Origin of the sequence: Amylibacter marinus (assembly GCF_030160015.1) — a bacterium.
GTDB lineage: Bacteria > Pseudomonadota > Alphaproteobacteria > Rhodobacterales > Rhodobacteraceae > Amylibacter > Amylibacter marinus.
In genome coordinates, this window is record NZ_BSNN01000002.1 from 576,412 (window position 1) to 590,869 (window position 14,458).

Genomic DNA, 14,458 nt, shown 5'->3' on the forward strand with positions numbered 1-14,458 from the left:
AAAGTCTCACCATTGCGTAAATTGCGCACAGATAAACAAACAGGTGGGCAAATGAAAGATTTCGAAACACAACTAGCAGCTGAAAAATTTCAGAGCACCCTGCGCACAGCCAAAGGCGAAGCTCGTGCATATGTACCGCTATCTGGCGCTACAACCCTGTGGTTTAATACCGGCACCCTGTGCAATATTGAATGCCTGAATTGCTATATCGAAAGCTCGCCAAGCAATGACGCGCTGGTCTATATCACAGCAGCCGAGGTGGCGGATTACCTAGATCAAATCAGCGCACGAAACTGGCCCACCACCGAGATCGGCTTTACCGGTGGCGAGCCCTTTATGAACCCAGAAATGCTGGAGATGACCCGTCTGTGTCTATCACGCGGGTATCAAGTGTTAATCCTGACCAATGCTATGCGCCCGATGATGCGCAAATCTATCCAAGCAGGCCTGCTAGATCTGCAAAATCAATTTCCAGATCAACTAACGCTGCGGGTATCACTCGATCATTACAGCGCTGAACATCACGACACCGAGCGCGGCAAGGGCAGCTATGCCATCACCCTAAAGGGTATGGATTGGTTGCGCGACAATGGATTTAAGATGGATGTGGCGGGACGCAGTATTTTTGGCGATAGCGATCAAGATAGCCGCCAAGGTTATGGCGCATTGTTCGAGGCCCGCGACTATCAGATAGATGCCCATAATCCCGCCCAGACGGTGTTGTTTCCAGAAATGGACGAACGCGTAGATGTACCTGAAATTACCACCGCCTGTTGGGATATCTTGGACAAATCGCCAGATGCGGTTATGTGTGCATCCTCGCGCATGGTGGTCAAACGCAAAGGTGCAGAAAAACCCGCCGTGCTGGCCTGTACTTTGTTGCCCTATACGGATGAGTTCGAATTGGGCGAAACACTGGAACAAGCCGAGGCGGATGTCTACTTGAACCATCCCCATTGCGCCAAATTTTGTGTTCTGGGCGGGGCCAGCTGTTCGGCCTAGCTTGCCCTAACGGCGTTGTGCCAAGGCATCGGTTAAAACCGCGTGCACCACACCCAAATCCACATCCCGCGTCACAAAGGCATCGCCAATATCACGCGCCATAATAAAGGCGATCTGCCCGTCCACCACCTTTTTATCCTGCCCCATCAAGGTGATTAGTTGATCAGCATCGGGTAATTCCCCCGCAATATCTGCCAAATCCACCTTGGTGCCCATGGCCCGCAAATGCGCCCTCACGCGGCTTGGGGCCTCTTGTGAGCACAATCCAAGGCGCATGGAGACCTCATATGCCAAGGCACAGCCAATCGATACGCCCTCGCCATGCAACAAGCGATCCGAAAATCCCGTTGCGGCCTCTAGCGCATGGCAAAAAGTATGCCCAAGGTTCAGTAAAGCCCGGTCACCCTTTTCTTTTTCGTCGCGCGCCACGATATCGGCCTTCATTTGACAGGATCGCTTTACCGCATAAATGCGCTTAGCCACATCACCTTCGGCCATGGCAGGGGCATTTTCCTCAAGCCAATCAAAAAAAGTGCTGTCCCCCAGCAGACCATATTTCATCACCTCGCCGTAGCCCGCCAAGAAATCGCGCGCCTTTAGCGTATCCAGCATATCCGTATCGGCCAATACCATCTGTGGCTGATAGAACGCCCCCACCAAGTTTTTCCCATGGGGTGAATTGATACCTGTTTTCCCTCCGACCGAGCTGTCTACCTGTGCTAACAGGCTGGTTGGGATCTGTACAAAGCGGATGCCACGGCGCAGGATTGCCGCCGCAAACCCCGCCAGATCACCGATCACACCACCACCAAAGGCGATCAAAACATCGTCGCGCTCGATCTTTTCGGCCAGCAACCATTCGACCACCTGCTGGATCGAGGCCCAAGATTTGGTCGCCTCGCCCGCAGGCATCGTTAGGGCGACCATCTCGATATTAGCCGCCAGCAGCCCCGCGCGCAGGCTATCTAGGTGCAGTGCCGCCACATTTTCATCTGTGACAACAGCTACCTTTTTGCGCCGTAACAAGGGTGCGATCAGCGCACCAGAATCCGACAAAAGCCCAGTGCCAATATGGATCGGATAGGATCTATCACCCAGCTCTACTGTTACTTGATCACGCATATCACTTGTCCTTTGTTACGCCGCTGGCGTCATTTTCCAGCAAGGCCTTGATCACCCGCTCCACCATCACGCCTTTGCTTTGATTGCGCTGAGATTCCACATGTACCAGCGCCTTAGCATATTCAGGGTTGCGGGTTTCATAGAGCCCCGCCAGCACCTGCTTGGCATCCTTGCCCATCAGCAACGGGCGGGTTGTTTTCCCCTTAACGCGCTCCCACAGGATTTCCAGATCCGCGTTTAGCCAGACCGCCACGCCACGCTCTGCGATCATCTGCTGGTTACGCGCCTGCATGAATGCTCCGCCCCCCGTGGATAGAACCATCGGGCGACCGGTCAAAAGCCGTTCAATAACAAGGGTTTCTTTTTCACGGAAAAATGCCTCGCCATCGCGTTCGAATATCTCTGCAATACTCATATTGGCAGCCTTAACAATCTCGTCATCCGAATCGACGAAGGGCACGCCCAGCTCTTGGGCTAATATGGTGCCAATGGCCGTCTTACCTGCACCCATCAATCCAACCAGCACCAATGTCTTTTGCAAATGAAATCCCATTTGGTACTCCTTTTCGGCCTTCATTTGCCCATAACATGTTGCTATGTGGAAAACCCATATTCAAACCACTCTGCGCGTGATAACATCACAGACAGGCAAAGCAAGAGCAAGCAAAGAATAAAGAATACCATGGGCAGACTGATCAAATATCTTTTCATCCTTATCGTGCTGTTGGCAATATTTTTGCTTGGCTATTCTTTTGTGGGTGATTTATCAGCCCCGACAGAAACCATCAGCAAAACCATACCCCTGCCAAATGCGGGTTAGGGCTCTTTGGGCGGCGGCATTTATGGCACTGCCATTTTGCGCATTTGCACAGGGTGCCAGCAAAGGCATACCGCAAGAGATCATCGTAACCCCCCTATCACAAATTTCCGCCGATGCGGTGGGGCTGATATCTGCCCAATCTGCGGGCCTACCAAGTGATTTTTGGGGCACGTTGGATGCCGACCAAATTAAAGGGCTGATCACCATACAAAGGCCGCGCCTGCCAGAGGCGCGCGCTCTGCTACAGCGCATTATGATCGCCGAACTCTCCCCAACATTAGGGGCAAGTGACGGGGCACAGGTTCTGATTGCGCGCCTTGATTACCTGATGTCCATCGGTGCGCTTGATGCGGTAGAAGCACTGCTCAACAAGGCCCAACCCAATACCGCCGCCCTCTTTGCCCATTGGTTTGATGCCAAACTTTTGCTGACACGCCCGCTAGAGGCCTGTGCGCCCCTGCTCGGGTCCTCGTCTATCGCCCATGATCTGGCCACGCGCATTTATTGTTTGGCTCAGAACCAAGACTGGTTCACCGCCTATCTCACACTAGAGACAGGGCGCGAACTGGGCTTGATAACCCCCGAAATAGCGGAGCTTCTAGCGCTGTTTTTAGACCCAGAAAGGCTGGATAGCCAAGCGCCGCCTGCGGCGGGCAGCTTTGCCTCGCCTTTGGAATTCACCCTGCGCGAGGCGCTGGCCCTTGCACGCCCATCCAAGGGTGCCACATTAGCACAGCTTCACCTTGATCTTGATGACAGTGCCGGCTGGTTACAGCAATTGCGCGCCGCAGAACGTCTGGCGCGCACCGGCGCCTTGCCCATGCGGTATCTGGCGGATGTTTATCAAAACGGCCGCGCATCGGCTTCTGGTGGTGTTTGGGAACGGGTTCGCGCCCTTGCGTCATTGCGCAGATCACTCACCCAAAATAACCCTGCCCAGACCTGCCAGGACCTTGACCACGCATGGGAAACGCTTGCGGCCGTTGATCTTGAAACCTTTCTTGCGGATACTTACGGCGAACGGCTGGCAACGATGAATTTGCCCGAATGTACTGATTTACAGATCAACATCATCCTGTTGCATCAGAACTTCCGTGCTTTGCTGTTTGATTTGATCCAAACCCTGCCCCAATCGGATATCCGCCATGCGCTTGTGGCCCATGAATTTAGCTCGATCACCGGCCAAACACCTCTTCAACGCGCGGTTTTGCGGGCCTTTGACGCAGAGCGCAGTAATATTGTATCCCCCGCAGAGGCACTGTTGCGCGCACTTGCGGCCGTGAACGAGGGGGTTGGCTCTGATCCATTGGCCGTTCAGCGCTTGCTCGAAATTTTGCTGGATCTAGGCTATCAAGAAGAAGCCTATCGCTTTGCTTTAGAATTTGTAATTCTGGAGCGCACATAATGCCTAGCCCCCAACACCTAGTCCAAAGCTTTCTGGAGACAATTCACGCAGAGCGGAATGCCTCGGAAAACACGTTAATGGCTTATCAGCGGGATTTGCAAAAATATCTGGACTACCTAGGTTTCAAGAAAATTCCCCTGCTGGCGGCCAGTCGCCAGAATATCGAGGCGTTTCTCATTTCTCTTGAGGCGCAGGGGCTGGCCCAATCCACACGCGCGCGCCAACTGTCGGCGATCAAACAGCTGTACCGCTATGCATTTGAAGAAGGACATATTTCTGATGATCCCTCATTGCAAATTCGCGGAGCCAAGCGCCAGAAAAAACTGCCCAACACCCTATCGCAACAGGATGTGGAGGTCATGCTGTTGGCGGCAAGCCAACTGGGGCGCAACCCCCTAGAACGCCTGCGCAACAGCTGTTTGATGCAGTTGCTCTATGCCACCGGCATGCGGGTCAGCGAATTGGTTTCCCTGCCGGTGGCAGCGGTGCGCGGCGATCCCGATATGATCTTGATCAAGGGCAAGGGCGGCAAAGAGCGGCTGGTTCCGCTGTCCGCCCCTGCCAAAATCGCCATCGCGGCCTATCTGACCCAATGGGATCAGATACAGGATCAAAACAGCGCAGATGGCAAGGCGCTCAGTAAATTCCTATTCCCCTCACGTGGGAAATTGGGCCATCTGACGCGGGTGCGCTTTTTCACCCTAATCAAAGAAATCGCCATATTTGCTGGGCTGAATCCCGAAGGTATTTCACCCCATACCCTACGACATGCCTTTGCAACCCATCTATTGGCCAATGGCGCTGATTTGCGAGTGATCCAAATGTTATTGGGGCATGCAGATGTGGCCACAACCGAGATCTACACCCATGTGATGGATGACAAACTGAAAGAGTTGGTATTGGAGCATCATCCCCTTTCTGATTGATATTATTATTTTTTTCCGCTTCGCATCACAGAGGGCAAGACCTCTTCACTCGGCCAGTATCCAGATTGCAAACACCGATCATAGCCCTGTGTTAGACCAACGTCTCGCATCGCCTGAGCCGCCCCTTGATGATCATAACTCAGGGTGTGTAGTGTAAACTCTCCCTCACTTAGCATAGCAAAATGTGTCTCCGAGCGCCCATCATTGGCGGGCATACCAATAGCCCCTGCATTTAACCACCCCGCTGGCTCTCTCGTTGCGTCCATGGCGATACCCGTGTGCCCGGCGATCACCCGATCAAATCGCCCCACCTGATCGCGCAACAGCGCGCATTCCTGCGCAATGTCGCCAGGCGGTGTTACAGGCCAAATAAATTTGGAAATATCGCTGGCTGCACCATGAACCACCCCATAACGCAGCCCCCCATGATCAAAGGTGATGCGATACGGCAATTCTCGCATCCATCTACGATCATCATCCCCAATTTGATCCTGACAATGGGCGTACCAGCCGCGTGATAAGATCGAACAGGTAGACCCGGTATCAAAGCCACAGCCACAGTCATCGCCTCCCTGCGCCAATTGCTCCTCGCAATTCCCCATAAGCACAGAACAGCCAAGCTCGCGTATCCTCTTAACACAGGCCGCAGGATCAGCGCAGTAGGCCACCACATCACCAGTGCATATCATATTTTGCGGTGCCACCCCCATGGCCTCGGCCCGCGCTATTAGCGCCGTCAGCGCCTGTAAATTGGAGTAAACACCGCCAAAGACCAGAACCGGCCCCGTCATTTCTCCTAGGTGCTTGATTTTCAACTCTGACCTCCCAAGTCTTGTAGCATCGCCCACAAAGCCCCATAAGGGGTGTAATCAATGTGAAAGGTTTATCTGTAAATGGAAAGTGTTCTTGGCGCGATTGTGAACATGGATACGGCATTTTGGCTGACGGTTCTGGCAATTTTTGTACTGTTGTTCTTGTCCGCGTTTTTTTCGGGCTCTGAAACGGCGCTCACCGCTGCCAGTCGCGGCAAATTACATGCGCTGGCGGATAAGGGGTCACGCGGGGCGCAACGTGCGTTGATGCTAACCGAAGATTCCGAGCGCCTGATCGGTGCAGTTTTGTTGGGGAATAATTTGGTGAATATTTTGGCCACATCGCTGGCCACCAGCCTGTTCACCCGCCTGTTTGGAGACAGCGGCGTTGCGTTTGCCACATTGGTGATGACGGTTTTGGTGCTGATATTCGCCGAGGTTCTGCCAAAAACCTATGCCATAACCAACTCAGAGGGTGCGGCCACCATGGTTTCCGCTCCTATCCGCATATTGGTTCTGGTGCTGGCCCCAATTGTCGGTGCAGTACAATGGCTGGTGCGGGGCATTTTGACCATGGCAGGGGTGAAAATCACCGACGAGGACATGGCCGAGGCCGCCCAAGAAGAAATAGCGGGGGCCATAGCGCTAAACCATTCCGAGGGCAATTTTGAAAAGGCCGAGCGCGATCGTCTGCTGGGGGCACTGGATCTAAAAGACCGCGAAGTCGAAGAGATCATGCGCCACAGATCCGATATTGAGATGATCGACGCCGATTGCGCGCCAGCGGATATTTTGACCCAATGCTTAAGCTCGCGTTACACGCGCATCCCTGTGTTTAAGGAACAGGCGGAAAACATCGTAGGTATTTTACATGCCAAGGATTTGTTGCGCTCTGTTGAAAAGCTGATGCGCGAAGCCGAGGGTGACCGCACCGCATTGGCAGAGTTGGATATCATGCGCGTGGTAAACGAGCCCTACTTTGTGCCCGAGACCACCCCTCTGGATGATCAGATGCGCGAATTCTTGAGGCTGAAATCACATTTCGCATTGGTTGTTGATGAGTATGGCGATTTGCAGGGCCTGATCACCTTAGAGGATATCTTGGAAGAAATCGTGGGCGAAATCACGGATGAGTTTGACGAGGAAGAAGAGACCTTGGTCGAGCGAGACAGCGAGGGCAACTTTGAAATCGATGGCGGCGCCACCATTCGCGATGTGAACCGCACCCATGAATGGTCGCTTCCAGATGACGAGGCCAACACGCTAGCAGGGTTGGTCATTCACGAGGCGCAGATGATCCCTGCCCTTGGGCAGGTGTTCAATTTCTACGGCTTTCGGTTTGAAATTGCGGGCAAAGAGCAGAACCGCTTGACCAAGATCAAGGTGCGCCGCGTATAGGCAAACCTTCCCCGCGGGGAAGGTTTTTGGCCTAAAATTCCTGTTTGTAAAAATGAAACCTTCCCCGCGGGGAAGGTTTCGTTGTTTTGGGGTTTAATTTATTAGGGTTTTATTAACCTTTGAACAGGCCTCCCAGTATGCCGCGCACCATTTTCTGGCCGGCCCGGGTGCCTAGATATTTGATGCCAGTTTTGCCCATTGTGGTCAGCAAACTGTCGCTGTTCGAGCGCGACCTTCGGGTGGTTTTCTTTTGATAACCATCATATTTGCGCGCTTGTTTAAAGATGCGCTCGCGCTCCTCAAGCGCCTCTTCCTCGGCCTCTGCCTTGGCCGCCACCTCGGCGGCCTGCTTGGCGCGCTTGGACAGGACCTCATAGGCAGACTCGCGATCAACCTCAGCCTCGTACAGGCCCGCCACAGGCGATGCGGCGATAACCGCTGCACGCTCGCCCGGCGTAATCGGGCCCAATTGCGAGCTGGGCGGACGGATCAACGTGCGTTCTACAATCGTGGGCATGCCCTTCTTTTCTAGGGTGGACACCAGCGCCTCGCCGATCCCCAATTCGATGATCGCCTCGGCGGTATCAAAGGCATCATTGGGGCGAAAAGTTTGCGCCGCAAGTCTTAACGCCTTTTGATCGCGGGGGGTAAATGCGCGCAACGCATGCTGGATACGGTTGCCCAATTGGCCCAAAATATCATCGGGCACATCTGCGGGGTTTTGGGTGACGAAATAGACCCCAACACCCTTGGATCGGATCAGGCGCGCCACCTGTTCGACCTTGTCTATCAGGGCCTTGGGGGCATCGTCAAACAGCAGATGCGCCTCGTCAAAGAAGAACACCAGCTTAGGCTTGTCAGGATCGCCGACCTCGGGCAGATTTTCGAACAATTCAGATAACATCCACAACAAAAAGGTAGCATAGAGGCGCGGGCTCTGCATCAGCTTGTCTGCCGCTAGGATATTGATCCGCCCTTGCCCCCCTGGTGTTGTGGACATCAGATCATTCAGATCCAGCGCTGGTTCCCCGAAAAACGCATCCGCCCCTTGGTTTTCCAGCACCAATAGGCTGCGCATGATTGCCCCGATCGAAGATGTGGAAACATTGCCATACTGTAGCGAGACCTCTGCCGCATTCTCGCCCAACCAGATCAGCATCGCGCGCAAATCTTTTAGATCCAATAGCGCCATATCCTGCTCGTCCGCAACACGAAAGGCGATGTTCATCGCACCCTCTTGGGCCTCGGTTAGCTCCATCAATCGCGACAACAACAAGGGCCCCATTTCGGATACGGTGGTGCGCACGGGGTGGCCCTGTTTGCCGAACATATCCCAAAAGGTAACGGGGAAATCCTCGTAGCCGTAATCGTCGAATTTGATCTGCTCGGCACGTTTCATAAAGGCATCGTGTAGTTTGAAATCAGGGTTACCGGATTTGGCCAGCCCCGACAGATCGCCCTTAACATCCGATAAGAACACCGGTACCCCCTGTTTGGAAAAACTTTCTGCCAAAATTTGCAGTGTCACGGTTTTACCGGTGCCTGTGGCCCCCGCAATCAGCCCGTGGCGATTGGCATATTTCAGGATTAGGTTTTGAGGCTCTGCATAGTTTTCACCGCCGCCTCCAATGAATAGTGTTTCAGACATTTACACCCCCGGATTGAATTTTTCCAACCATAGCGGATCTGACGCATCTTTCCAGCCTGATATAATCAATTTAAAAACAGTAAGATACCAGTTGACGTAGCGAAATATCCCTTTTACCGTTGCGGTACATGTCGGCCAGTTCGACAGGGAGAAAAATGCGAAAAATCGCAATCTAGGGTTCATTGGTCTGTGTGATTCACATGTTGATCAATGGGCCCTTATTTTTGTGCTGATGTCCTATGCTCTGATCGGCAGGGGATTGCCCATTGCACGTCAAATTGGTCTGTATTTGTTTTTTAACTGACATTCTCTGTTTTACGCGTTAAAAATCGGCCAAACTAATTCATGGATGATAAGAATGACCCTAAAACAGCTTCCCCTTGTGATCACCAGTTTGGCGCTTGCTACTGGAGCTTTTGCTCAATCAGAAACCGAAGAGACTAAACCAACGGCACAGGCACCTGTGGTGCAGGCCCCTGCCGCTAGCGATCCCTTGGCCGAGGGCGAGGACTCTTTCCCTGTTGCCCCAGAGGGCGGGGTCTATATCCGTGAACAGCACGGTGAATGGGAAGTACGCTGCGTTAAAGAGGCCGTCGAGCATTGCAATCTGACGCAATTGCTGCGCGGTAGCGAGGGCAATTCTGTTGCTGAGTTCAATATGGAAATTCTGCCGAATGGCGAGCAAGCGGCAGCGGGTGTAACATTGGTATCGCCCCTTGGCACATTGCTGACCGCACAGGCCACCATGCGCATTGATGGCGGTAAGGCCAAGCGCTATCCCTTTGCTTGGTGTGAGAATGCCGGCTGTGTTGCCCGTTTTGGTCTCACAAAGGCGGATGTGGATGCCATGAAAAAGGGCGCCAAGGGATCGATTGTAATTGTATCAGTGGTTGATCCACAAAAGCCGCTGGATTTGGCGCTGTCTCTGGATGGGTTTACCGCGGCCTATAATTCGGTCGCTGGTCAATAGCCTATATGGCCCTGAGCGCGATCACCGCGTTCAGGCCCCCAAAAGCGAAGGCGTTGCTGATGGCGGCGCCTATTTTTTTGTCTCGCGCGGTGTTTGGCACATAGTCCAGATCACATGCGGGATCGGGAGTGGTGAAGCCGATGGTTGGCGCAATCATACCCGTGGTTAGCGCCGCAATACAGGCCAGCAGTTCCACAGCCCCCGTGCCCCCGATTAGATGCCCGTGCATGGATTTTGTCGAAGAGATCATCAACTGATGCGCATGATCTCCAAAGACGCGTTTTATCGCCGTGGTTTCAACGCTGTCGTTCAAGGTCGTCCCGGTGCCATGGGCATTGACATAGCCAACATCATCTGGGTTTAGTTTCGCATTTTTCAGAGCTTGGCGCATGGCGCGTTGGGCGCCATCCGCATTGGGGGTAACGATATCACCCGCATCAGATGTCATGGCGAACCCACTGATTTCACATAATATTTCTGCGCCACGTGCGCGGGCATGTTCGTATTCTTCGAACACGAATACCGCAGCACCTTCGCCTTGGACCATGCCATTACGTGTGGCGCAAAACGGGCGACAACCATCGCCCGACATCACTCGCAATCCCTCCCATGCCTTGATCCCACCAAAGCACAGCATGCTTTCTGATCCGCCAGCGATCATCACCGGGGATGCGCCTGCGCGCACCAAATTCACCGCCTGCCCCATGGCATGGTTCGAGGAAGCACAGGCCGTGGCCACAGCAAAGCTGGGGCCCATCAGGTTATGCACCATCGAAATATGCGATGCGGCGGCGTTGTTCATCAGGCGCGGCACCACAAAGGGATGCACCCGGTTTTTGCCCTGTTCGTAAACGGCACGGTAGTTCTCGTCCTGAGTTTGCAGCCCGCCGCCAGCGGTGCCCATCACCACGCCTGTGCGCTCGGCCAGCTCGCCCTCGAACACCAACCCAGATTGCGCAATGGCCTGATCCGCGGCCAAGAGCCCAAATTCGGTAAAGCGGTCATAGAGCCCGCGTTTCTGGCGTGTGAAATGCGCATCGGGATCAAAGCCATGGATTTGGCCGCCGATTTTGATGTTTAGACGATCGACATTCTCGAAATCCAAGTTGCTGATTCCAGAGGTACCTGCGGCCATGGCGTTCAGCGTGCTGGCGACATCCATACCCAGCGCATTAACCGTGCCCTGCCCCGTTATGACAACGCGCTTCATGGCTTAGGCCGATTGCTGTTTGATCAGCGCCTCTACGGCCTTAGTTAAGCTGGCAACCGAGGTGAAATCGATCTCGGAATCCTCGGGATTATTGGCATTAAATGGCACTGTTATGCCAAAGCCCTCTTCGATAGCGAAGATGGTCTCTACCAGAGCCAGACTATCAAGGGCCAAATCCTCCAGCGTGCTGTCTGGGGCGATATCCGCAGGGGTCAGCATGGCCTGCTCGGCGATAATTTCGATAATACGAGATTGAACATCAGACATTTTGTGAACTCTTGCTTCAATTTAAGGAAGGGTTACTGCTTTTTTGCGAGATTCGATACTGTTTTCTGTAGCTCGCTAATTTTACCAAGCAACCGTGGCAATCGGCGTAGGGCTTTATAGCTCTCTACATTTAAGTCCATGCGCATGGCAGGGCTACCCATCATCACACGACCACTGGGAACATTAGAAGATATCCCCGACTTACCCGCCGCAATCACATCCGATCCGATGCTGATATGGTCCGCCACACCAACCTGACCGCCTAGAACAACGCGGTCGCCCACAATCGTACTGCCTGCGATGCCGACCTGTCCGCAAATCAGGCAGGTGCGGCCAATTTTCACGTTATGGCCGATATGCACGTTGTTATCCAACTTCGTACCATCGCCGATGGTGGTATTTTCAATGGTGCCACGATCAATCGAGGTATTGGCGCCTATTTCCACACGATCGCCTAGGATCACACTGCCCAGCGAATTAATCCGCGCAAAACCTTCGGTGCGCGAGCTTGCGGTGATCTGGCCGGTTTTCTTGGCCTCTTCGACCGCGCCTGGCTGAGGGGTGACATAGGAAAACCCGTCAACACCGATCACGGTATTGGGCTGACAGATGAACCCCTGCCCGATCCGTACCCGCGCACCGATGCGCACGCCAGAATAGAGCAACGCATCATCGCCGATTTGTGCGCCTTCGGCAATCGAGCAATGGGACAGGATGCGCGCATTATCCCCCAGCACCACGTCATCACCAATAACAACAAAGGGACCGATAGCAGCGTTTTTGCCAATTACGGCGCTGGGTGAAATCACCGCTGTTTCGTGGATGCCCGCATCAATTATAGGCTTCTTTTCAAAGACATGGGTGACGACAGATAGAATATAGCGCGAGCGCGGCGCAAAGATCGCCGCCTCTAGGCCAAAGGCGGCCCAATCAGCATCTTCCCACAAAATAGCCGCCAAGGCGCCCGTGGATTTCACGGCCTCTGAATAGAGCTTTTCGTCCATCGCAAGCGCCAAATCGCCCTTGTGTGCCTGTGCTGGTGATTGCACGCCAGTGACCCGCAGATCCCCATTTCCGTGATACTCTGCCCCTAGGGCTTTGGCGATTTCTGCGATGCTGTAATCTGTCATTTTTATTCCCAAAAAAAAACGCCCCAAAATGGGGCGCTCTGCCCATGTTGGGCTTTGTTTATCCTGCTTGGTGCTAGATGGCTACCCCAGCACGCCGTAGTGCCGCGGCGATTTTTGCATCGCGCCCATAGATATCGCCGCGATATGAGGCGCGGCCCTTGTCATCAAAAACCACCGTTTGATAGGTGATGATCACGGGGACAGATTGCTTTAGGTTCACATAGCTTTCCTTGCCGGTTTTTAGATGGGTCTGGAACATGTTTTTGGGGTTAGAGGATTGTTTTTTCAGCAATGCATAGGCGAATTCAAAGGGCTTATGCACTCGCACACATCCGTGGCTATAGGCGCGTGTTTCACGGTTAAACAGGCTCTTGGATGGGGTATCGTGCAAGTAGATATTGTATTTATTGGGGAACATAAATTTCACCAAGCCCAATGCATTGCCCGGATCGGGGCGCTGTTTGATGTGGTATGGAAAATTGTTTTCGCTATAGCTGGCCATATCGATGGTTGCAGGGTTCACGGAATTGCCCGCCCGATCCAGCATGGTCATGTTTTTCTTACGTAAAAACCCAGGGTCCTTGCGGATGATCGGCAGGTATTCCTTGCCCGCAATCGATGCTGGTACATGCCATGTGGGATTGATTACCATATGGGTCATACTGTCGATAAATTCAGGCGTGCGGGTATCATCCGTATTCTTGCCCACCACGGTGCGCGATGTGAATGATTTTTTGCCATTGTCGATGATTGCCACCGAATAATCGGGGATATTCACATAGATATACCGTTTGGCACGCGGGAAATTAATCCAGCGCTGGCGTTCCATATTCACCGCAACCATGCGTTTTTGGTCTGCTGGTTTCAGGTTCATGGCGCGCAGGGTCGCCGGGCCAACCACGCCATCGGCCCCAAGACCGCGCGTTGACTGGAATTCCTTCACCACCTTTTGCAATTTTGCATCATAGGTGTTTGAACCACCAAGGTTGCCATAGCCCAGATCGCGCAGTTTGGCGCGCATCAACGCCACATTGGGGTGGGTCATATTAGGTTTGATCGTGGCAATTGGCACATCCGCAGAGGGCTTGCCAGATAGTTTTGACAGGCGTTGAGATTCCTTGATCAGGTTTTGGTAATCTGCTGATTTTGGCGCTAGATTGGCCAGAAATGCCTTGGGGTTGCCCTTGGAAATGCCAGAGAGTAGCGCTGTTGCCGATATCTTTTTGGGGCGCAGGGCAATTTCTTTGTCTATGCTGCTGGGGCGTAGCAGGCCTGAATTAACATCTTGGGCATAACGGGTGAAAATCTGAGAGACGAAGATTTCGTTTTTGCCAAAGTCAGCCTTGCGGCGTGATTTAAGTGCCTTGGAAACCGCATTGATCTGATAGCGCGCCTTTGGCAGGCCGTGATCATCGGCAGATTTCAGCGCCGCAAGCAAGGCGCGTGCGCGTGCGGTATTTTTGCGCCCGGTCCATAGCTGGCTATAGCCTACCGAGGCATAGAAAGCTGCGATTTGCTTATCACTGCCTGTCAATGTTGCGGCACTGGCCTCAATCTGGCTTTGCTGTGCTAGGGCTGGTTGAACAAGCCCAATGGACAAGAATAGCGCGATGGTTACGCCCGCCAAATGCGATGCAAATTTCATTCTGATCACCCTTTTTCCCCAAAAATTCGATTAGATTTCTATGTGGGGGTTTATGAATTGTTTACAAGACCTTTTTGCCACAATTCCGTTAGTTCGCGTATGA

The 14,458-nt window shown here is 53.3% G+C and carries 14 protein-coding genes; 6 read left to right on the plus strand and 8 right to left on the minus strand.

Annotated features, from left to right (window positions below; genetic code table 11):
- The first annotated feature begins 51 nt into the window (after positions 1-51).
- On the plus strand, positions 52-1,002 hold the full coding sequence (locus QQL62_RS03625) for a radical SAM protein (protein ID WP_284376180.1): 951 nt from the start codon (positions 52-54) through the stop codon (positions 1,000-1,002).
- Positions 1,003-1,008: 6 nt separating this feature from the next.
- On the opposite strand, the gene aroB is transcribed toward QQL62_RS03625, so the two are convergent.
- Positions 1,009-2,124 carry a 3-dehydroquinate synthase gene (gene aroB / locus QQL62_RS03630; protein ID WP_284376181.1) on the minus strand — a complete coding sequence of 372 codons (1,116 nt, stop codon included), beginning with the start codon at positions 2,122-2,124 and terminating at the stop codon, positions 1,009-1,011.
- Between the two features lies 1 nt (position 2,125).
- Positions 2,126-2,701: a shikimate kinase gene (locus QQL62_RS03635; RefSeq protein ID WP_284376182.1), complete on the minus strand. Its 576-nt coding sequence runs from the start codon at positions 2,699-2,701 to the stop codon at positions 2,126-2,128.
- Between the two features lie 105 nt (positions 2,702-2,806).
- Between QQL62_RS03635 and QQL62_RS03640 the strand changes: the two genes are divergently transcribed.
- Genes QQL62_RS03640 through QQL62_RS03650 form a run of 3 tightly spaced genes read left to right on the plus strand, consistent with a single transcriptional unit; the run spans position 2,807 to position 5,275 of the window.
- On the plus strand, positions 2,807-2,944 hold the full coding sequence (locus tag QQL62_RS03640) for a hypothetical protein (protein ID WP_284376183.1): 138 nt from the start codon (positions 2,807-2,809) through the stop codon (positions 2,942-2,944).
- A 22-nt stretch (positions 2,945-2,966) separates the two neighbouring features.
- The gene (locus QQL62_RS03645; protein ID WP_284376184.1) at positions 2,967-4,349 is read left to right on the plus strand and encodes a hypothetical protein; all 1,383 of its coding nucleotides are present in this window, start codon (positions 2,967-2,969) and stop codon (positions 4,347-4,349) included.
- Entirely contained in the window at positions 4,349-5,275 is a 927-nt protein-coding gene (locus QQL62_RS03650) for a site-specific tyrosine recombinase XerD (protein ID WP_284376185.1), read from the plus strand. The genes QQL62_RS03645 and QQL62_RS03650 overlap by 1 nt, the downstream gene beginning before the upstream one ends.
- 5 nt (positions 5,276-5,280) lie before the next feature.
- Here the strand turns inward: QQL62_RS03650 and QQL62_RS03655 are convergent, their stop codons facing one another.
- A complete protein-coding gene (locus QQL62_RS03655; protein WP_284376188.1) occupies positions 5,281-6,090 on the minus strand; it encodes a metallophosphoesterase family protein in 810 nt (269 codons plus the stop codon).
- A 78-nt stretch (positions 6,091-6,168) separates the two neighbouring features.
- Between QQL62_RS03655 and QQL62_RS03660 the strand changes: the two genes are divergently transcribed.
- Positions 6,169-7,485 (plus strand): HlyC/CorC family transporter, encoded by a 1,317-nt coding sequence (locus tag QQL62_RS03660; protein ID WP_284376191.1) that lies wholly within the window; start codon positions 6,169-6,171, stop codon positions 7,483-7,485.
- Positions 7,486-7,597: 112 nt separating this feature from the next.
- Here the strand turns inward: QQL62_RS03660 and QQL62_RS03665 are convergent, their stop codons facing one another.
- Positions 7,598-9,133: a helicase HerA-like C-terminal domain-containing protein gene (locus QQL62_RS03665; protein WP_284376192.1), complete on the minus strand. Its 1,536-nt coding sequence runs from the start codon at positions 9,131-9,133 to the stop codon at positions 7,598-7,600.
- 358 nt (positions 9,134-9,491) lie between these two features.
- Between QQL62_RS03665 and QQL62_RS03670 the strand changes: the two genes are divergently transcribed.
- Positions 9,492-10,103, plus strand: coding sequence for an invasion associated locus B family protein (locus tag QQL62_RS03670; protein WP_284376193.1), 612 nt, complete (start codon positions 9,492-9,494; stop codon positions 10,101-10,103).
- A 1-nt stretch (position 10,104) separates the two neighbouring features.
- Here QQL62_RS03670 and QQL62_RS03675 read toward each other — a convergent pair whose 3' ends face one another.
- The 4 genes from QQL62_RS03675 to QQL62_RS03690 form a co-directional block, all read right to left on the minus strand.
- Positions 10,105-11,313, minus strand: a complete 1,209-nt coding sequence (locus QQL62_RS03675; RefSeq protein ID WP_284376194.1) for a beta-ketoacyl-[acyl-carrier-protein] synthase family protein — start codon at positions 11,311-11,313, stop codon at positions 10,105-10,107.
- A gap of 3 nt (positions 11,314-11,316) precedes the next feature.
- Positions 11,317-11,580 carry an acyl carrier protein gene (locus QQL62_RS03680; RefSeq protein WP_284376195.1) on the minus strand — a complete coding sequence of 88 codons (264 nt, stop codon included), beginning with the start codon at positions 11,578-11,580 and terminating at the stop codon, positions 11,317-11,319.
- A 32-nt stretch (positions 11,581-11,612) separates the two neighbouring features.
- Entirely contained in the window at positions 11,613-12,710 is a 1,098-nt protein-coding gene (gene lpxD, locus QQL62_RS03685; protein ID WP_284376196.1) for a UDP-3-O-(3-hydroxymyristoyl)glucosamine N-acyltransferase, read from the minus strand.
- 73 nt (positions 12,711-12,783) lie between these two features.
- Positions 12,784-14,355 (minus strand): L,D-transpeptidase family protein, encoded by a 1,572-nt coding sequence (locus QQL62_RS03690; RefSeq protein ID WP_284376197.1) that lies wholly within the window; start codon positions 14,353-14,355, stop codon positions 12,784-12,786.
- Positions 14,356-14,458 lie beyond the last annotated feature (103 nt).